The following is a 19,040-nucleotide window of genomic DNA, read 5'->3' as shown; positions in this document are numbered from 1 at the left end:
AAATATACACAAACTTTAAATAGAAATGAGGTAGATTCAATTGTATAAAATAAAGATTAATAACATGAAATTTCATTCATATATAGGTGTTTATGAAGAAGAAAAAAAAATTGGACAAAATATTGAAATTGATTTAATCATTTCACTTTCAAAGGAAATCATTAAAAATGATGACATAAATAGTACATTGAGTTATGGAGATTGTTATAGAAAAATAGAGGAAATTGTTAAAGCAAGCAGAGTAGATTTGCTGGAAACATTGGCTTTGGATATTATAGAAGAGATGAAAAAAATGAATGAAAAAATTGAATATGTGCAAGTAAATATACGAAAATTAGCAGTTCCAATTAATGGAATTTTTGACAGTGTTGAAATTCAGATAAAAGATTAGGCGGAGCAAGGAAAGGGATAAAATAAAAATGGCTAAAAATAGAGTTTATTTAAGTTTGGGTAGTAATATTGGAAAAAGAGAAGAATATATTCAAAAAGCTATTGAAGCAATTGAAAAAATTGAAGGAATTGAAGTATTGAAAAAATCAGGATTATACGAAACAACTCCTGTTGGATATTTAGAGCAAGATTTGTTTTTAAATGCAGTAATTAAGATTGAAACTGATTTTTCAGCAAGAGAAATCTTAAAAATCATAAATAAAATTGAAGCTGAACTAGATAGAAAAAGGGAAATTAGATGGGGACCAAGAACGATTGATATTGATATTTTGATTTTTTCAGATAAAAAAATTAACGAACCTGATTTGATAGTTCCACATAAGGAAATGCTGAATAGATTATTTGTACTAGTTCCATTGAGTGAAATTTATGATGGAGAGTATTTTGACAAAGAAGAAATTGCAGAAAAAATAAATGAGTTAGTTAAAGCAGGGGATCAAAAAATTGAAAAAATTTGAAAAAACCAATAATTATAAAATTAATAGATCAAATTAAAATATTTGAATACAATAAAAAGAATTATCATAATTCTTATATTTTTTGAATCTTTAAATTAAATTATCGGACGTTAATTGTATTTATTATTTTATTTACAATCATTAAATCATTACAACGACTCATTTAACAATTACTAATGTAATTGAATAAATTTAGAGATATACTATTATTGTAAAGGAATTAATTTTATTTATTAAAGACAAATAATGTTAAGTTAGTGGGTAAGTTTAAATATCATTTATTGTAAATAATAATTTACAAAGATAAGATCATGTAATAAATATGGACTAGACTTACTTAATGCTACAAATATAAGAAGAAAGTTTATCAAAAGAGAATTGAAAAATACCGAAAAAAAAAGAAAGGTAAAAAAATGAAAAAAAACAAAAATATAGATAAAGAAACAAGATTAAAAAATATTGAAAATGCAGTACGTGAAATTTTAATAAATATTGGTGAAGATGTGGATAGAGAAGGGCTTATTGAAACTCCTAAAAGAGTTGCAAAAATGTATGATGAGATTCTGAGTACAAAAAGTGTAGATGATTTTGAAAATTATAAATTATTTGATGTAGATTTAGGTGATTCTCAAGAAATAGTACTTGTGAAGGAAATACCCTTTTTTTCAATGTGTGAGCATCATATGCTACCATTTTTTGGAAAGGTGCATGTTGCTTATATTCCGAGAGATAATAAAGTTATTGGACTTAGCAAGATACCAAGACTTGTTGAATTTATTTCACGAAAACTGAGTGTTCAAGAAGAAATTACTGTAAATGTTGCAAAAAAATTGATAGAAATATTAAATCCATTGGGAGTTGCTGTTGTGGTTGAGGCACGACACATGTGCATTGAAATGAGAGGGGTTAATAAAATTGGTTCTGTGACTAGAACATCATTTTATAGTGGCGAATTTAAGGAGAATGTGGATAGGAAGAAGGAGTTTTTGGATGGGATTAAATCTTAAACTTCTAAAAAATAATTAAAAATCGGGAGAAAAAAGTGATGAAAGAATCATTATATGGAGAAAAGAAAAGAGTAACTTTGCTTGCAGAAATTTTAGACAAAATGGATAATCCAGCGAGTGATGTTCAGGTTATTCATGTTAGTGGGACGAATGGGAAAGGTTCGACTTGCTATATGATTAATAGTATTTTGTGTGAAACGGGATATAAAGTTGGATTATTTACGAGTCCTCAAATAAGGACAATTTATGAATTGATTAAGGTTAATGGGGTTGAAATTACTGAGTTGGAATTTGAAGAGTATAAAAATAAGTTAAGACAGGTTTTGAATGAGCTGGATTTGGATTTGGAAAATGATTTGTCGTATTTTGAGATGGTGTTTTTGATTGCGATGATACATTTTAAAAATAAGGCTGTGAATGTTTTGATTTTGGAATGTGGGCTTGGAGGGGAACTGGATGCAACGAACGCAGTTTCAAAAATTGATTATACTATTTTTACAAAGATTGGGATTGATCATAAAAATATTTTGGGAAATACGATTGAGGAAATTTGCCGAACAAAGTCAAAAATTATAAGAAAACAGAGCAATGTTATAATTGCTCCAAATCAGAGAGATGTAGTATATGAAATTTTGGAAAAAGAAGCAAAATATAAAAATTGTGATATTTTTTTAGCTGAAAAAAATATAAAAATTGAAAAAGTAGAAAATAAAGAAAAGAATAGCCAAAATATTTATGAAAAAGAAGATTTAACATCTGAAAACGGTTCAGAATTTCAAGATAAAGTTAGAGCTGAAATAATTGGAAATTATGGTTTTGGGAAAAATTTTAAAAATAATGAATATTTTTTTAGATTTGGACTAAAAGGTGAACAACAGCTGGAGAATCTAGCAACAGTTTTAATGTGGTATTTTAGATTTTGTGATGAAAATATTCTAGAAAATACAGAAAAAATATTGGATAGAGCTTTGGGAACATTGCAAATTGAAGGAAGAATGGAAAAAGTTGGGGAAATTAAAAATGTGTATTTGGATGTGGCACATAATGAGGATAGTGTCGAGGCATTTGTAGATTATGTTAAAAAGAATTTTGATAATAAGAAAAAGATTTTTGTAGTTGGATTTTTGAAGGATAAGGAAGTTGAGAAATGTGTGAATCTTTTAAAAATAGTTGGGGATAATTTTATATTGACAGAACCCAATAACGAAGAAAGAAAATTGGATTCAGAGATTTTGGAAAAATATTTTGAAGATAAAAAAATTGAAAACTCTAAAAATATTATAATTTCTGAAAAGAATATTGAGAAGGCTTTTTTGAAAGCGTTGGAATTGAGAGAGAATGAAGATGAGTGTATTTTTGTAGTTGGATCATTTTACTTGTTAGGAGAAGTAAAAAAAGTTATTGAGAAATGTTTTTAATTTAATCAGAATAAATATTAAAAAAAAACAGGCATACCATTTAAGAAGGGAAAGAAATAAAAAAATGATTAAAACCAGTAAAATTAAGAATAAGGATTCAAAAAATATTATTATTGAATTTAATGGAAATATAGAAGAACTGCCTAAATTTGAGAATTTTTTGGAAGAAAAGAATATTTTTTCATTTAATAAAAATGAAGGGATTACAGCTATTTTTAAATATTCAGAATTAAAACAACTGATTGAGATTTTGAAAATGGAAAATAGTTTTGAATTTGAAAATGGAATTGAAAAATTGGAAGAGATTTTACAAGAAAATAGATTGATTTGGAAAGGGAATAGGTTTGAGTTTGATTTGACAACTGAATCAGTTATTTATTCGATTTTGAATATTACGCCAGATTCGTTTTATGATGGTGGGAGAAATTCAAGTGTATATAAGGTTTTGAAGCGAATTGAGGAAGATATTAGGAATGGGGCTAAAATATTTGAATTTGGGGGGAAATCATCGAAGCCTAATTTTGATGATATTTCGGCAGAAGAAGAATGGAATCGGATTGAAAAATATATTGAGGCTGTGAAAAAGGAGTTTCCAGATATTGTGCTGGCTTTAGACAGTGATACTGAGGAAGTTATTGAAAAAGGACTGGATGCGGGTATTGATATTATTAATGATTTTAATGGATTTACTTCGGAAAGAAAATTGAAATTAGTTGAAAAATATAAACCTGCGTTGGTTGTGATGAATAATGGACGGTTTGATGAAATTCCAAACTTGAAAAATTATTTGGAAAATTATTTTGATAAGCGAGTAAAAGCAATTTTAGAAACTGGAATTGAAAGAGAAAAAATTTCGATAGATCCAGGAGTTGGATATTCTTCAAATAACAGCATGAATACACCTGAAGATATGGAAAGAATTAAGTCGGTAAAATATTTACGGAATATGAGATTACCAATAATGATTGCTATTTCGAGAAAAAGTTTTAATGAGAAAATATTTGGGTTGTCGCTAGAAGAAAGACTTATGGGAACATTGATGTTTGAGAGTCTAATGGTACAAGATGGCGGAAGGATTTTGCGAGTTCATGATGTAAAGAAAACTAGGGATATTTTGAATATGCTGGAAGTTTATAATAAAATTTAATTTTATACTCGAACCCGTTTAAAATTAAACTATTAAAAATTATACAAACTTAGGGTTTGAGTAAATAGTCATAGCCTTTGAGTTCTGTTTTAAAGTGGTTTTACTATAAAATTAAAGAAAATATCCAAAAGGAGAAAATTTTGAAAATAGAAAATATAAATTTCTTAAAAAAACATTTACAAAATTTAGCAGAATACGAGCCTGAATTGAAAACAAAAATTGAAAGAATTTCAGAAATATTATCACAAACGAAAATAAAGGATTTAACGAACAGAAAGTCTAAAGTTCATTTATCAGCGAGTGCTGTAGTTTTTAAGAATGCGAAATGTTATTTTATAAAACATCCGTATTTAAAAACTATTTTACTGCCAGCAGGACATGTAGAAAATGGTGAGATGCCTTTAGATACTGCTATCCGTGAATTTGTAGAAGAGACTGGTTTTTTTGCAAAAGTTGATGAAAATATGCAAAATTTTGGATTGATTGATGTTAATGTGATTGATATTCCTGAAAATCCTGTGAAAAGTGAAGGGGAGCATATTCATATTGATTTTCGGTATAAACTTGTCTTGGATGAAGAAAAAAATATTGAAAAGGCTGAGTTGGAGTGGTTTTTGCTAGGAGAAAATGAGTCTGATGAGGAATTTAAGGGGTATTATAAGTATTTAGAAAAATAAAAGAGAAAAATTATATCAAATTTAAAAATAGTGGATGAAAGGGAGTATAAAAACTTCCTTTTTTTGCAATTATTTTGATTATATGATAAGATAAAAGCAAAACAGGTGTGGAAAGTGAAGTAAATTATGAAAAATTATATAAAAAATATGAGTAAAAAAGATTTAGTGTTACTAAATATACGAAAAATGTATGATTCTTATGGATATAAAAAGATTTCTCTTCCGAGTTTCGAGGAATATGATTTGTATAATGAAAATAAGGATTTTATTGATAGAAATGTATTGACTGTTATGAGTCCGAATGGAAAATTGTTGGCATTGAGGCCCGATATTACGTTGTCGGTTGCTAAAAAGGTGTCTAAAGATCAGTCTTTGAAATACAGTAAAATTTATTATCAGGAAAATACTTACAATCTGACAAAATATGTTGGTTACGAAGAGGATGAACAGCTGGGGATTGAATTAATTGGGAAAGAATCGACGTTTTTGGATTTTGAGATTATTAATCTTGCAGTAAAAAGTCTGGATATTATAAATAAAAAAAGTATGATTGTTTTGTCGCATGCAGGATTTATTTCTTCAATTTTTGAAAATTTCGATTTGGAATATGAAATAAAAGAACAAATATTGGATTGCATTAATAGAAAAAACAGCCACGATATACAAAAAATACTAAAAAGAAATGAACATATTTCAGAAAATGTGAAAAAATTAATTTATAAAATTCCTGAATTATCGGGGAATTTGGAAAATATTGAAAAGGAACTTTTAAAATATAAAATAAATGGCAATACGAAAAAAATATTATCTGAACTTAAACAGTTAAACAGTTTATTGATGAAATTTTACAAGAAATCAAAAATTATATTTGACTTTTCTGTTGTAAAAAATCTAAATTATTACAACGGAATTATTTTGCAAGGGTATATTGAAGGCTTTCCAAATGTAATTTTAACTGGTGGGAGATACGACAAATTGTTTGAAAAATTTGGGGTTGATACTGGAGCGGTTGGATTTGCGATTTTGACTGATGGATTGAAAGGGTATTATAAGGATACGGATAAAAAGGATTTTGAGATTTTGATTGCGTATGATAACAGTGATTTTGAAAAATTGGTCGAAATTGTGAATGATTTTCAGAAAAAGGGGCTTAGAGTAAGGACGGAAAATATTGAGAATTTAGGTAAAAGTGATTTTGAAATTTTTAATTTTGATGAGAAATATATTTTTCAAAACGGGGAATTGAAAAAGGAGGAATAGTATGATAAATATAGCTCTTCCTAAAGGGAGATTAGGAAATAAAGTGTATAATTTATTTGAGAAAATAGGCTATGAAAGTGCGGAAATGAAGGAAGATAATAGGAAACTGATTTTTGAGAATGAGGAAAAAAATATTAGATTTCTTTTAGTGAAGCCGTCGGATGTAGGGGTTTATGTCGAAAAGGGAAGTGCGGATATTGGAGTTGTAGGAAGGGATATACTGCTTGAAGAAGATCCTGATGTATATGAATTAATGGACTTGGGATTTGGGAAATGCAGGTTTTCGCTTGCAGGACCGATGGATTTTAAGGAAAATTTCGATAGACCTCTTGTGGTTGCAACAAAGTATCTTAATGTGGCGAAAAAATATTTTGACTCAATTAATAGGGATGTAGAGCTTATAAAATTAAATGGTTCTATCGAAATAGCCCCAATTCTGGGACTTTCTGATGTGATAATGGATATAGTTGAAACTGGGACAACTTTGAAGGAAAATAATTTGAAGATTCTTACAAACATCGAAGATATAAGTGCCAGATTTGTTGCCAATAAGTCAAGTTACAGATTTAAGAATAAAAAAATTGAGGAAATTGTTAATAAGATAAAAGAAATTTTGTAAAATAAAAAAATTGATAAAAATATTTTAAATATAATAAAAAAGTGAAATGGAGTGATGCGTTATGATTAAGACAATAAAGTATTCAAAAAATGTTGATTTGGAAAAAGAGCTTGCTAGAAGCCAGTTTTCGTACGATGATGTAAATGAAACTGTGGAAAGCATTCTGAAAGATGTTAAAGCTAGAGGAGATAAGGCTTTGATAGAGTATACTGAAAAATTTGATGGTGTAAAACTGGAAAATCTGGAAGTTACACAGGAGGAAATTCAAAAAGCCTTTGACACAATTGACAAGGAATTAATGGAAGTTATTCAGTATTCACACGACAACATCAAGAAATTTCACGAAAAACAAGTTAGGAATGATTTTTTAATAAGACAGGAAAATGGCGTAATTTTGGGGCAAGTAATTAATCCGATTGAAAAAGTTGGACTTTATGTGCCTGGCGGAACAGCGGCTTACCCTTCGACTCTGCTTATGAATGCAGTTCCAGCTAAAATTGCTGGATGTAATGAAATTATAATGGTAACACCTCCAACTTCAGATGGAACAATTTTATCCTCTATTCTTGTTGCGGCAAAAATTTCTGGAGTTGACAGAATCTTTAAAGTGGGTGGAGCTCAGTCAATAGCTGCCCTTAGTTATGGTACGGAAACTATTCCAAAAGTATATAAAATTGGCGGGCCAGGAAATATTTACGTTGCAATGGCTAAAAAAATGGTTTATGGGGAAGTTTCGATTGACATGATAGCAGGACCGAGTGAAGTGCTTATAATTGCTGATGAAAGTGCAGACCCAGTTCATACAGCGGCAGATTTATTGTCACAGGCGGAACACGACAAACTGGCAGCCTGCATATTAGTTACGACTTCTGAAAAGTTGGCAAATGAAGTTACTAAGGAATTGGAAAAGCAGTTAAAGGAATTGCCAAGAGAGGAAATTGCAAGGACATCGATTGAAACTCAAGGAAGAATAGTTATTGTAGACAATATGGATGATGCTGTTTTTGTAAGCAATTATGTTGCACCGGAACATTTGGAACTGGCAGTAGAAAATCCATTTGAATTATTGCCAAGAATAAAAAACGCAGGATCAATATTTATGGGACACAACACGCCTGAACCAATTGGAGATTATCTAGCAGGCCCAAATCACACATTGCCGACAAGCGGTACTGCCAAATTCTCTTCTCCACTCTCAGTAGACGATTTCGTTAAAAAATCTTCGTTTATTTACTATTCAAAACAAGGACTTGAAGAAGTTAAGGATAAAGTAATTAAATTTGCTGAAAATGAAGGGCTTACAGCACATGCTCGTTCAGTTTCAAAAAGATTTGATAAATAAAAAATAGAATTTGTCTGAAAACAGATTTTTAATATTTTTTTGAGAAGATTGAAAATTATAAATTTCTAGTTTTCAGGCTTTTTCAAAATATTAAAATTTTTCATTTTTAAAATAAAAAGTATTTAATTTTTGAAAGTTTTTATTTCAAAAAATAAAAAGTTCTTAAAATTTTGGAGTTTTTTGATTTGAGAATAAAAAATTGATTATTTTTCTTTTTTTTGTTATACTTTGTATGAGGTGATTTTATGGTTAAAAGAACTGAATACTTGGAAAAATTGAAAAAAATAAAAGATATGCAAATAATAAAAGTTATTACAGGCGTTAGGCGGTGCGGAAAATCTACATTGCTATCTCAATTTAGAAATTTTTTAATAGAATCTGGTGTATTGGAAGAACAGATAATTTCCATAAATTTTGAGGATTTAAAGTTTGAAGATTTAAAAGATTATAAATTATTGTATCAATATATAAACGAAAGGCTTGTTCCTAATAAAAAAAATTATATATTTATTGATGAAATTCAGGAAGTTGAGAATTTTCAAAGGGCAGTGGATTCATTGTTTATAAAGGATAATACGGATATTTATATAACAGGTTCCAATGCGATGATGCTATCTGGCGAATTAGCAACACTGCTTTCAGGCAGATACATTGAAATATCCATATTGCCTCTATCTTTTTCTGAATATCTTAAATTGGATGAAATACAGGATGTGAGACAGGCTTGGAATAAATATTTTGAAAATGGGGGATTTCCTTATGCGACACAAATAAATGATGATGATATAAGAAAAGACTATTTAATGGGAATATACAACACAGTTTTGCTAAAAGATATAGTTGCAAGAAATAAAGTACAGGACATTACTTTACTTGAATCTGTAGTAAAATTTCTATTTGAAAACATTGGAAATATTGTTTCACCCAAAAAAATAGCTGATACACTTGTTTCTTATGGCAGAAAAACGACATCTTCTACCGTTGAAAATTATATAGAAGCCTTGAAATCGTCGTTTATATTGTACAAAGCTGGACGTTATGATATAAAAGGAAAGCAGCATTTAAAGTCGCTGGAGAAATATTACATAGTTGACATAGGACTAAGAAAATTGCTTATAAATAAAAAACATAGTGATATTGGACATATTTTGGAAAATATAGTTTATTTGGAATTGATTAGGCGTGGTTATACTGTGCATATAGGTAAAATTGGGGATTTGGAAATAGATTTTATAGCAGAACGAAATAATGAAAGAAAATACTATCAAGTGTCAGCAACGATACTTGATGAAAATACATTCAAGAGAGAGATAACACCATTAAAGAAAGTCAAGGATAATTTTCATAAGTTTATAATTTCGATGGATGAAATAGATTTGAGCGAAGATGGAATTAGGCATATAAATATTTTAGATTTTTTGCAAAATACAGTATAAAACAAATAAATTAAAATAAAAAAATAATAACAAAATATTGGAGGATAAATGAAAAAAATACTACTAGGATTATTTATTTTAGGAACATTGGGAATAGCACAAAGTAATTATGAGGTTTATGTGAAAAGTGGAGTTAAAATTTCACAAAGTGAAGTTGATAGGGATAGTAAAGAAATTGAGAATCTTGTAAATAAAGAAATAATTGAAAGATATAATACAGAAGGTAAAAAAACTATAAAAGGACTTTATCGTGAATATATGAATAAATCAATTGATGAATTGGTGAAAAATGTTCCTAAAAAACAAAAACAGGCTGCAAAAGAGTATTTTAATAAAATAAATGAAGTTATGGGAAAAAATTTTTTAGGTGAAATTGATAATTTAAAAATTTTTGTTAATGAAATTTCATTTTCAGAAAAAAATAAAGCAAAAATTAAAATAGTATCGAAATTTAAAGATATAGATAATATTGATACTGATAAAATTATTGATGAAGCAATTGAAAAAGCTAATATTTCATACAAAGAACTTGAAAATATAGAAAAAATTAATAAAATAAAATTTGATAAATTTTATAAATATCTTGATGAAGAAATTAAAGAAAAGCTGAACAATTTTGATTATGATGAAAATTATTCAGAAATAGAAGTAAAAAAAATTAATGGAAAATGGAAATTAGAGCATGATTTCAATACTTTTATGAATGAAATGACTAGTGATTTTAACGATGTTGATAATTAAAAAATGGAAGGAGAAATTAATGAGTAAATTTTGGAATGATAAAATAAAGGAAATAGAGCCTTACACACCAGGAGAACAGCCTAAAGACAAAAAATATATTAAACTTAATACAAATGAAAATCCTTATCCGCCATCAGCGAAAGTTATAGAAAAAATAAAATCTATGAATTTGGAAGATTTGAAATTGTATCCAGATCCAGATGTAATGGAGCTTGCAAAAGTTATTGCTGAATATTTTTCTAATAAAATAAACGATAAAGTTACACATAAACAGGTGTTTATTGGAAATGGATCGGATGAAGTTCTGGCATTTATTTTTATGACATTTTTCAATGCGGGAGATAAAGTGTATTATCCCGATATTACATACAGTTTTTATCCAGTTTATGCCGATTTATTTAATGTGAAGGAAGTCAAAATTCCTTTAAATGATAGTTTTGAAATTGAAATTCAAAAATATTTTGGCTTGAATGGGCATATAATTATCACAAATCCGAATGCACCAACTTCTATTGCTTTAAAATTGAATGAAATTGAAGAAATAATAAAAAAAAATCCAAATCAATTGGCTGTTATTGATGAAGCGTATGTTGACTTTGGGGCAGAAAGTGCTGTAAAATTAATAAATAAGTACGATAATGTTCTTGTAGTTCAAACATTTTCAAAATCACGTTCTATGGCGGGAATACGGCTTGGATATGCACTTGGCTCTGAAAATATAATTGAAGGGTTGAATAGATTGAAATTTTCTTTTAACTCATACACGATTGACAGAATTTCAATTGAAGCTGGAATTGAGTCGTTTAAAGACGATGAATATTTTGAAAAAACTAATGCTAAAATTATTCAGACTAGAGAAAAAACGGTTGAAAAATTGAAAAAATTAGGATTTAAAGTATTAAATTCAAGTGCTAATTTTATTTTTATTTCTCATAACAAAGTTTTCGCAGGCGATTTGTATAAACAGCTAAAAGAAAATGGAGTTTTAGTAAGATATTTTGCAAAAGATAGAATTGATAATTATTTGAGGGTTACAATTGGAACGGATGAGGAAATGGAGATTTTTATTGAGAAATTGGAAGATTTGTTGGAAAAATAACATAAATTAAAAATAAACTGAATATGCAAGGGGGTAATTCCCCTTGTTAGAAATAAAAATTGTTAAATTTCTAAACATATTTAATACTGAATGTTATAGCCAACTTTTGTATTCATCTACAAAATATTTTATAATTTCTTTTTTTGATGGAATATCGTATTCTTTCATCTCTATACCATTGTTTTCTAAACTAATAATCCATATGCCGTCAATTACAACTTCCATATCCATATCAATTTTATATTTTACTTTTTCTAATAACGGAACATCAGAAATATCGCCTAAACAAAACAAATATCCGCACAATACACGTAGACATTCAGAACTATCATAAAAACATCTTTTTCTCTCTTCAACTGCTCTTTCAAATTCTTCATTTATTAAAGAAATTATTTGATTTTTATCAATTTTATCAAAGTCAAAACCAAATCTTTTTATAAAATTTTCAGCTCTCTCATCAGAAGTAAGCATATTTTCACCTCCTATATTTTTAATAAATTAAATTACCCACTAAATTATAACACGATTTTTAATATTTCAAAACAAATTTCTTGTTTTTTAGTCAATCTTGAAAAAGAGAAAAAAATAGATTATACTATTTATAATTAAAGGTATAACGAAAGGATAAAGTTATGAGAAAATCTAAAATTGAAAGAAATACATTTGAAACAAAAATAAAAGTTGAATTAAATATTGATGGAACTGGGAAATATGAAAATAATACAGGGGTTGGATTTTTGGACCATATGCTTGACTTGTTTGCGAAGCATGGGAGATTTGATTTGAAGGTTTATTGTGATGGGGATACGCAGGTGGATGATCATCATAGTACCGAGGATATTGGGATTGCATTGGGAAAATGTTTTTATGAAGCTTTGGGAGATTTGAAGGGGGTAAGAAGATATGGTAACTTTCTTTTGCCGATGGATGAGGCCCTGACGTTAGTTGCTGTTGATTTAAGCGGGAGATATTTTTTGAATTTTGATGTGAATATTCCGACCGAGAAAGTTGGGACTTTTGATACAGAATTAGTGGAAGAGTTTTTCATTGGCTTTACACGGCATTTGAATGCGACGTTGCATATAAAGAATATGGCTGGGACAAATTCGCATCATATAATTGAGTCGATTTTTAAAGGAGTTGCTAGAGCTTTGGCAGAGGCTGTAAGTATTGATGAAAAGTATAAGGATGAGATTCCTTCGACTAAAGGGGTTTTGGTTTAATGAGAATTAAGAAGATACTGTTTATAAGTATGTTTTCTTTGATGTGTTCAGTAAATTTGTTTACCAAACCATTGTTTAATGAAAATGTAACAAAAGAATTAAAACAAACATAATAAATTTATTTATTTAAACTTCTTTTGAAAAAAATTATAAAATTAGAATTAGAAATAAAAATATAAGGGGGATAACACTAATTTATTTCCCCCAACAAATTATTTAGTTTTTTAAAATTATTGTTCCAATAAAAAGTCTATAATTTTTTTTCTTTCAATTCCATTTATGTTGAATTTAGTTAAATTATCCATAGAAAGAACGTATTTAGGATAATTATCTTTAATGTCCTTTAATGGCGCAAATTCTCGTTCAACAGTGTCGTCAGAAGCCAGAAGATAAGTAACTTGAATGTATAATTTTTCATTTTCTTTTTGTCCTATAAAATCAATTTCTTTTGTTTTTAGTTTTCCGATATTTACATTGTACTTTCTTCTTAATAATTCTAAATAAATAATGTTTTCAAGATGGCCGGCAATATCATTTGCTCTATATCCTAATTGAGAATGTTTTAATCCTAAATCAAGAAGATAAAATTTTTCTTGCGTTTCTAAAATAGATTTTCCTTTTATGTCGTATCTTTGAACTTTTGAAATAATATAGGCATTTTCAAGTGCTTTTAGATAATTGTAGACGGTTTCAGTGCTTAACTTTCTGCCTTGATTTTTTAAAAAATCTGAAATTTTTTTTGCCGAAAAAGTATTTCCGATATTATCAAAAATAAATAAAATAACTCTTTCCAGTAATTCAATATCTCTTATATTATTTTTTGAAATAACATCTTTTAATAAAACAGAATTATAAATATCAGTCAAATATTGATAAATCGAAGTTTTATCTTGACTAAAATTATGAATGGCAGGCAGTCCTCCAAACTTCAGATATTGTTTAAAATACTCCTCTGTAGTGTAAATTTTCTGTGGATTTTGAATTTTAGAAAATTTTATAAATTCTTTAAAGGATAAAGGGAAAACTTTTATTTCAACATATCTTCCAGCGATATAAGTGGCAAGTTCAGAAGATAATAAATTAGCATTAGAGCCTGTAATATAAATGTCGCAGTTCAAGTCCACCAATAATGAATTTATTGCTTTTTCCCAAGAATCAACTTCCTGAATTTCGTCAAGCAATATATAGATTTTTCCAGTTATATTTTGGGATTTATCAATAATATAACTGTATAAATTTTTAAAATTTGTTAATTCGGAAAACATTAAAGACTCAAAATTAATAAAAATAATATTTTCCTTGTTTACCCCATTTTCTTCAAGTTCTTTAGATATTAAGTTTAATATCATAGATTTACCACTTCTACGCATACCAGTAATAACTTTTATTACAGGTTTATCCATAAATTTTCTGATTTCTTTTAAATATTGTTCTCTTTTTATCATTTTATCACCGCCTATATAAGAAAATCATATCATTTATTACAAAGTTTTTCAACTTATAAGAGAAAAAATATATATTTTTTTAACTTATTTCTATTATATAAGAAAAAATTATCAAAAGTATTTCCCTATCTTTTTTTGAAATTATATGATAAGATAAAATAAAACAATATTTTAATAGGAAAAGTATAAATATGGAAGAAAAAGAAACGATGAATATTAATGAAAATAGTAAAGAAAAAAATATGAAAAAAAGAAAAAAAGGAGTAAAGGAAATTGTGTATACGGGAATGGCATTTTATGAGAAAAAGTTAAAGTGGAGTGTAAAATAGTGAAAAATAATTGATTATATGAAGTACAAAAAAAGCTGATTATATTTTGCTTCTTTTTGTTTATACGATATAAATTCTAAATTTAATAAAAAGTAAAAAATTGTTTTTATAGTAATTTTATGGTATAACAAGAATGAAGAAATATATTTGGGGAAATAAAATGCAGAAGCAAGCAATGATAACTTCTATTCAAAATATAAAATGGGATTCGTTACAAGCAATAAAATTTTATAAAAGTAATTAATGAATCAAAGGATATTTCAAAAGAAAAATATGAAGCACAAAAAATAATGAATAAAATTTTAAATACTGGAAATAATATAAAAGAAATAGAAACACTAACTTTATTTGGTAAATTGAATAATAGAAGGATAGAATTGATAAAACAAAATAATGAAGTGTATAAATAAACAATAAAATAGAAAGGGAAATTTTAAATTATGATAGCAGTGATTGATTATGGAGTAGGAAATCTTTTTTCCTTACTTTCTTCTTTAAACTATGTCGGACTGAATACGAAACTGACTAATGATATTGAAGAGATAAAAAATGCTAAGGGGATAATATTGCCAGGAGTCGGGGCTTTTAGAGATGCTATTGGGAATTTGGAAAAATATGGGCTAAAAGAAACTTTGATAAGCGAAGCGAAAAAAAGGAAGCCGTTTTTGGGAATTTGCCTTGGAATGCAAATGCTTTTTGAGAAAAGTTATGAGTATGGTGAATATGAAGGGCTTGGGCTTATAAATGGAACTGTTGAGGAGATAAAAAAATATATTCCTGAAAACTCTGATTTGAAAATACCTCATATGGGATGGAATAGTTTAATTATAAATGAGAGATTTAAGGATGATAAAATTTTAAAAGATGTAGACAATAATGAATATGTTTATTATGTTCATTCATATTTTGCAAAAACAGATATGAAAAATATTGTCGCATATTCAGAGTATGGGACAAAAATACCTGGAATTGTAAAAAATGAAAATATCTATGGAATGCAGTTTCATCCTGAAAAAAGCGGTGATACTGGATTGAAGTTATTAAAAAACTGGGGAGAATTGATAAAATAAAAGTAACATTACGATTATTTTACTTAGTTTATTGATTTTTTGGGTTTTGATAACTTATTTTTTAATTGAGAAAGAGGTATTTATGAAAAAAATGATATTATTGATAAGTCTTCTTGCAGCAGTGAATATGAATGCTAAAAGCCGAAGTGAAATGATAAGACAGGATTTGTCAAAATTAGGAGTTTCTCAGGAAACAATAGTAAAAACAATAGAACTGGATAAAGAAATACCTAATGTAGTAAGTGAACCTGATAGGGAAAAAGTAAAAAAACTAGCATTAGAAATTGAAGAATTGCTGAAAAAGAATGAGAAGAATTTTGTATTATCAGAAAATTTGATAAATATTTATAATGCACTTGGAAAAAATGAGGCTGAAAAATTAAATAATTTGAAGCGGTATGAAAAATATAATCCTTATGAAGTGTCAAAATTATTTTTTTCAAACATGTATTATTCTAACAAAGGAGATACAGTAGCGTTTGATAAAAATTATGAAAAACTTAAAAGGGAATACCCTGATTATTTAATCACTAGAATTGCTGTAACATATACGATAGGAAGAGATGCAATCTGGAATGTTATGAAAAACGATGAAAAAGCCGCACTTACAAGTTTAAATTCCATTATGAAGATGTGCGATGATAAAACAAAAACGGAAGAATCACATATTTCTGATGAGCAGGCGTGGGCATACAAATTGACGATGGGATGGTTTGCGATAAGTTTTTATTTAAATGAGAATCGTACGCAAGATGCAATTGATTTTTATTATGAAAATTTTGAAGGAAAAAATAAGCCAAGTGAAGAAATATTGTATTACAATAGGTATCAAAACTGGTATATAAAATCGGAGCTGGCAAAGGCGAATAAAACTGATTTTTACAATAATAAGAAAATATTTCAAAAAAATCTGGATAAAATAAGAATGCTTGATTAACATTTTGAGAGTTTTTATCAAAGTTAGAATTTGAGTATGGTTGTTGGAGCAGATATTCCAAACATGTGGATTTTTACTTTGTATTTTGTAATGACCTAACTTTTTTGAAAAATTTTGCAGTACATAAAAAAATAGAGTTATAAAATAAAAAAGTATATAATATTTGAAGGAGATTAAATTATGATAGAGATTTTTCCAGCGATAGATTTACATAACGGACAAGCAGTAAGATTGAAACAGGGAGATTATAATCAAGTGGAAGTGTTTTTTAAAAATCCTGTTGAAGTTTTGGATTTTTTTAATAAAAATAATTCAAAAAATCTTCATATTGTAGATTTGGATGGGGCAAAAGATGGAAATACTAAAAACTATGAAGTTATAAAAGAACTGGTTGAAAAAAGTGATTTTTTTGTTCAAGTTGGCGGTGGAATCCGTGATGAAGAGAGAATAAAAAAATACATTGAGTTAGGTGTAAATAGAGTTATTTTGGGAACAATTGCTGTTGAAAATGAAGAGTTTTTAAGAGAAATGGTAAAAAAATATGGAGATAAAATTGCAGTTTCTGTGGATGCGAAAAATGAAAAAGTAGCTGTAAAGGGATGGACAGAAACCGTTGAATTAAATTCAGTTGAGTTTTGCAAAAAGTTATCGGACATTGGAGTAAAAACAATAATTTATACTGACATTTCAAAAGATGGAATGTTAAATGGCACAAATCTTGAAATTTATAAAAAATTGTCCAAAATAGTAAAATCAGATATTATAGCTTCTGGTGGAATTACATTTTTAGATGAAATAAAAGAACTTAATGAAAATGGAGTTTATGGAGCTATTGTTGGAAAGGCGATTTATTCTGGAAATCTTGATTTAAAAGAAGTATTGGAAGTTAGCAAATAATATTTTAAAAATTGTTTAAATGAAATTGAAAATGTAAATATTGCATATTAAAAGAAAGTGGGTGGTAAAAATGCTTGCAAAGAGAATTGTTCCCTGTTTGGACGTAAGAAATGGGAAAGTAGTAAAAGGAGTTAATTTTACTGGGATAAAAGAAGTTGATAATCCCGTTGAGTTAGCAAAGTTTTATAATAAATCTGGTGCAGATGAACTTGTTTTTTATGATATTACGGCAACTGTTGAGGAAAGAGGGCTTTTTACTGATATTTTAAAGGAAGTGGCAAGTCAGATATTTATTCCGCTTACTGTTGGCGGTGGGATAAACACACTAGATGATTTTGACAGAGTACTAAAAGCGGGAGCAGATAAAGTAAGTGTCAATTCAGGTGCGATAAAAAATCCAAAATTAATTGAAGAAGCTGCAAAAAAATATGGAGATCAGTGTGTAGTTTTGTCTGTCGATGTAAAAAGAGTAGACGGCAAATTTAAAGTTTTTGCAAAAGGCGGCAGAGAAAATACTGGAATCGATGCAATTGAATGGTTTGCGCAGGGGCAGGAAAATGGAGCTGGAGAAGTTGTTGTGAACAGTATCGATACGGATGGCGTTAAAACTGGCTTTGATTTGGAATTATTGTCAATTTTGGCTGAAAAATTGTCAATTCCAATAATTGCGTCAGGTGGAGCTGGTAATATGGAACATTTTAAGGAATTATTTAAAATACCAGGAATTGATGCGGGACTCGCAGCTTCGATTTTTCATTTTAAGGAAGTGGAAATTATGGAGCTGAAAAGGTATCTGAGGGATAATGGAGTGGAAATGAGGATTTGACGTAATTGATATTTAATTTTAAAATAAAAAAGAGAGATAAGATAATCTCTTAATCTCTCATTAGTTTTCATTTTTTAAAATAGAATCTATATCTCTATGGCTAAAAACAATACGTAAAATAATTATACTTTTTAAATTATCATTTACAGAATAATATAAAACGTAGTTGCTAATCAATTTTTTTCTAATAATAATAGATTCAGATAAAAATTTATTTATAACTTTTGGACAACTGTTTGGAAATAATTGAATATTACTAACATCTTCTTGAAATTTATTAATAAAAGAAAATGCAGCTGTTGGATTGCCTAAATCTATTTTGATGCAATAAAGAATTTGTTCTAAATCATTTTTAGCACTTTTAGTAAATTGATAAGAATATTTAGATTCCATATTTACCTCTTAATTCATTAATAGTATTTTTGCCGTCTAAAATATTGTTATTTTGAACATCTTTTATTCCATCAAGCAGAAGTTTTGCTTCTTCAATTTCACGCATAGTTCGTTCATAATATTCAATATCCATTACTACTAGGCGTCCATAACCATTTTTAGTTATAAATACAGGTCCTTGTTCTTCGGAACAGTATTTTTCAATTTCAACAGTATTTTTTAAATCACGAATAGGGATAATTTTCATAAGTAAACACACTCCTTTA

General features: G+C 27.9%; 22 protein-coding genes. 18 read left to right on the top strand and 4 right to left on the bottom strand.

Annotated features, from left to right (window positions below; all coding sequences use genetic code 11):
* Positions 1–40: 40 nt before the first annotated feature.
* The 12 genes from folB to hisC all read left to right on the top strand — a co-directional run bounded on the left by folB (position 41) and on the right by hisC (position 11,654).
* Positions 41–391 carry a dihydroneopterin aldolase gene (gene folB / locus BQ5344_RS08480; protein ID WP_071124965.1) on the top strand — a complete coding sequence of 117 codons (351 nt, stop codon included), beginning with the start codon at positions 41–43 and terminating at the stop codon, positions 389–391.
* A 28-nt stretch (positions 392–419) separates the two neighbouring features.
* Complete coding sequence (folK, locus tag BQ5344_RS08475) at positions 420–908, top strand: 2-amino-4-hydroxy-6-hydroxymethyldihydropteridine diphosphokinase (protein ID WP_071124964.1); 489 nt, start codon at positions 420–422, stop codon at positions 906–908.
* Positions 909–1,321: 413 nt separating this feature from the next.
* Positions 1,322–1,915: a GTP cyclohydrolase I FolE gene (folE, locus tag BQ5344_RS08470; RefSeq protein WP_071124963.1), complete on the top strand. Its 594-nt coding sequence runs from the start codon at positions 1,322–1,324 to the stop codon at positions 1,913–1,915.
* Between the two features lie 38 nt (positions 1,916–1,953).
* The gene (locus BQ5344_RS08465) at positions 1,954–3,333 is read left to right on the top strand and encodes a bifunctional folylpolyglutamate synthase/dihydrofolate synthase (protein ID WP_071124962.1); all 1,380 of its coding nucleotides are present in this window, start codon (positions 1,954–1,956) and stop codon (positions 3,331–3,333) included.
* Between the two features lie 64 nt (positions 3,334–3,397).
* A complete protein-coding gene (folP, locus tag BQ5344_RS08460) occupies positions 3,398–4,480 on the top strand; it encodes a dihydropteroate synthase (protein WP_071125521.1) in 1,083 nt (360 codons plus the stop codon).
* Between the two features lie 140 nt (positions 4,481–4,620).
* Positions 4,621–5,157: an NUDIX domain-containing protein gene (locus BQ5344_RS08455; RefSeq protein ID WP_162840184.1), complete on the top strand. Its 537-nt coding sequence runs from the start codon at positions 4,621–4,623 to the stop codon at positions 5,155–5,157.
* 126 nt (positions 5,158–5,283) lie between these two features.
* Positions 5,284–6,417, top strand: a complete 1,134-nt coding sequence (locus BQ5344_RS08450) for an ATP phosphoribosyltransferase regulatory subunit (RefSeq protein WP_071124961.1) — start codon at positions 5,284–5,286, stop codon at positions 6,415–6,417.
* A gap of 1 nt (position 6,418) precedes the next feature.
* Complete coding sequence (gene hisG / locus BQ5344_RS08445; RefSeq protein ID WP_071124960.1) at positions 6,419–7,036, top strand: ATP phosphoribosyltransferase; 618 nt, start codon at positions 6,419–6,421, stop codon at positions 7,034–7,036.
* 61 nt (positions 7,037–7,097) lie between these two features.
* The gene (gene hisD, locus BQ5344_RS08440; RefSeq protein ID WP_071124959.1) at positions 7,098–8,378 is read left to right on the top strand and encodes a histidinol dehydrogenase; all 1,281 of its coding nucleotides are present in this window, start codon (positions 7,098–7,100) and stop codon (positions 8,376–8,378) included.
* A gap of 245 nt (positions 8,379–8,623) precedes the next feature.
* Positions 8,624–9,814, top strand: a complete 1,191-nt coding sequence (locus BQ5344_RS08435; protein WP_071124958.1) for an ATP-binding protein — start codon at positions 8,624–8,626, stop codon at positions 9,812–9,814.
* Positions 9,815–9,862: 48 nt separating this feature from the next.
* Positions 9,863–10,555, top strand: coding sequence for a hypothetical protein (locus tag BQ5344_RS08430; protein ID WP_071124957.1), 693 nt, complete (start codon positions 9,863–9,865; stop codon positions 10,553–10,555).
* A 19-nt stretch (positions 10,556–10,574) separates the two neighbouring features.
* Entirely contained in the window at positions 10,575–11,654 is a 1,080-nt protein-coding gene (hisC, locus tag BQ5344_RS08425; protein ID WP_071124956.1) for a histidinol-phosphate transaminase, read from the top strand.
* 93 nt (positions 11,655–11,747) lie between these two features.
* Here the strand turns inward: hisC and BQ5344_RS08420 are convergent, their stop codons facing one another.
* Positions 11,748–12,125 (bottom strand): hypothetical protein, encoded by a 378-nt coding sequence (locus BQ5344_RS08420; protein WP_071124955.1) that lies wholly within the window; start codon positions 12,123–12,125, stop codon positions 11,748–11,750.
* Positions 12,126–12,286: 161 nt separating this feature from the next.
* Here BQ5344_RS08420 and hisB point away from each other — a divergent pair, with 161 nt between their 5' ends.
* A complete protein-coding gene (gene hisB / locus BQ5344_RS08415) occupies positions 12,287–12,877 on the top strand; it encodes an imidazoleglycerol-phosphate dehydratase HisB (RefSeq protein ID WP_026746293.1) in 591 nt (196 codons plus the stop codon).
* Positions 12,878–13,107: 230 nt separating this feature from the next.
* Here the strand turns inward: hisB and BQ5344_RS08410 are convergent, their stop codons facing one another.
* Entirely contained in the window at positions 13,108–14,322 is a 1,215-nt protein-coding gene (locus BQ5344_RS08410; protein WP_071124954.1) for an ATP-binding protein, read from the bottom strand.
* 191 nt (positions 14,323–14,513) lie between these two features.
* On the opposite strand from BQ5344_RS08410, the gene BQ5344_RS12210 reads away from it, so the two are divergent.
* The 5 genes from BQ5344_RS12210 (at position 14,514) to hisF (ending at position 18,381) form a co-directional block, all read left to right on the top strand.
* The gene (locus BQ5344_RS12210) at positions 14,514–14,651 is read left to right on the top strand and encodes a hypothetical protein (RefSeq protein WP_158663015.1); all 138 of its coding nucleotides are present in this window, start codon (positions 14,514–14,516) and stop codon (positions 14,649–14,651) included.
* A 440-nt stretch (positions 14,652–15,091) separates the two neighbouring features.
* Positions 15,092–15,721: an imidazole glycerol phosphate synthase subunit HisH gene (hisH, locus tag BQ5344_RS08405; RefSeq protein WP_071124953.1), complete on the top strand. Its 630-nt coding sequence runs from the start codon at positions 15,092–15,094 to the stop codon at positions 15,719–15,721.
* 82 nt (positions 15,722–15,803) lie between these two features.
* On the top strand, positions 15,804–16,658 hold the full coding sequence (locus BQ5344_RS08400) for a hypothetical protein (RefSeq protein ID WP_071124952.1): 855 nt from the start codon (positions 15,804–15,806) through the stop codon (positions 16,656–16,658).
* Between the two features lie 180 nt (positions 16,659–16,838).
* On the top strand, positions 16,839–17,555 hold the full coding sequence (hisA, locus tag BQ5344_RS08395) for a 1-(5-phosphoribosyl)-5-[(5-phosphoribosylamino)methylideneamino]imidazole-4-carboxamide isomerase (protein WP_083378231.1): 717 nt from the start codon (positions 16,839–16,841) through the stop codon (positions 17,553–17,555).
* 70 nt (positions 17,556–17,625) lie between these two features.
* Positions 17,626–18,381, top strand: a complete 756-nt coding sequence (gene hisF / locus BQ5344_RS08390; RefSeq protein WP_071124951.1) for an imidazole glycerol phosphate synthase subunit HisF — start codon at positions 17,626–17,628, stop codon at positions 18,379–18,381.
* 60 nt (positions 18,382–18,441) lie between these two features.
* Here hisF and BQ5344_RS08385 read toward each other — a convergent pair whose 3' ends face one another.
* Both BQ5344_RS08385 and BQ5344_RS08380 read right to left on the bottom strand, forming a co-directional pair.
* Positions 18,442–18,774 carry a type II toxin-antitoxin system RelE/ParE family toxin gene (locus BQ5344_RS08385; protein ID WP_071124950.1) on the bottom strand — a complete coding sequence of 111 codons (333 nt, stop codon included), beginning with the start codon at positions 18,772–18,774 and terminating at the stop codon, positions 18,442–18,444.
* Positions 18,764–19,021: a type II toxin-antitoxin system Phd/YefM family antitoxin gene (locus BQ5344_RS08380; RefSeq protein WP_015769455.1), complete on the bottom strand. Its 258-nt coding sequence runs from the start codon at positions 19,019–19,021 to the stop codon at positions 18,764–18,766. The genes BQ5344_RS08385 and BQ5344_RS08380 overlap by 11 nt, the downstream gene beginning before the upstream one ends.
* Positions 19,022–19,040: the final 19 nt, after the last annotated feature.

It is taken from the genome of Leptotrichia massiliensis (assembly GCF_900104625.1).
In the GTDB taxonomy this organism is placed as follows: domain Bacteria; phylum Fusobacteriota; class Fusobacteriia; order Fusobacteriales; family Leptotrichiaceae; genus Leptotrichia; species Leptotrichia massiliensis.
The sequence above is the reverse complement of the archived record's forward strand: the minus strand, read 5'-3'. Positions and strand labels throughout refer to the sequence as shown.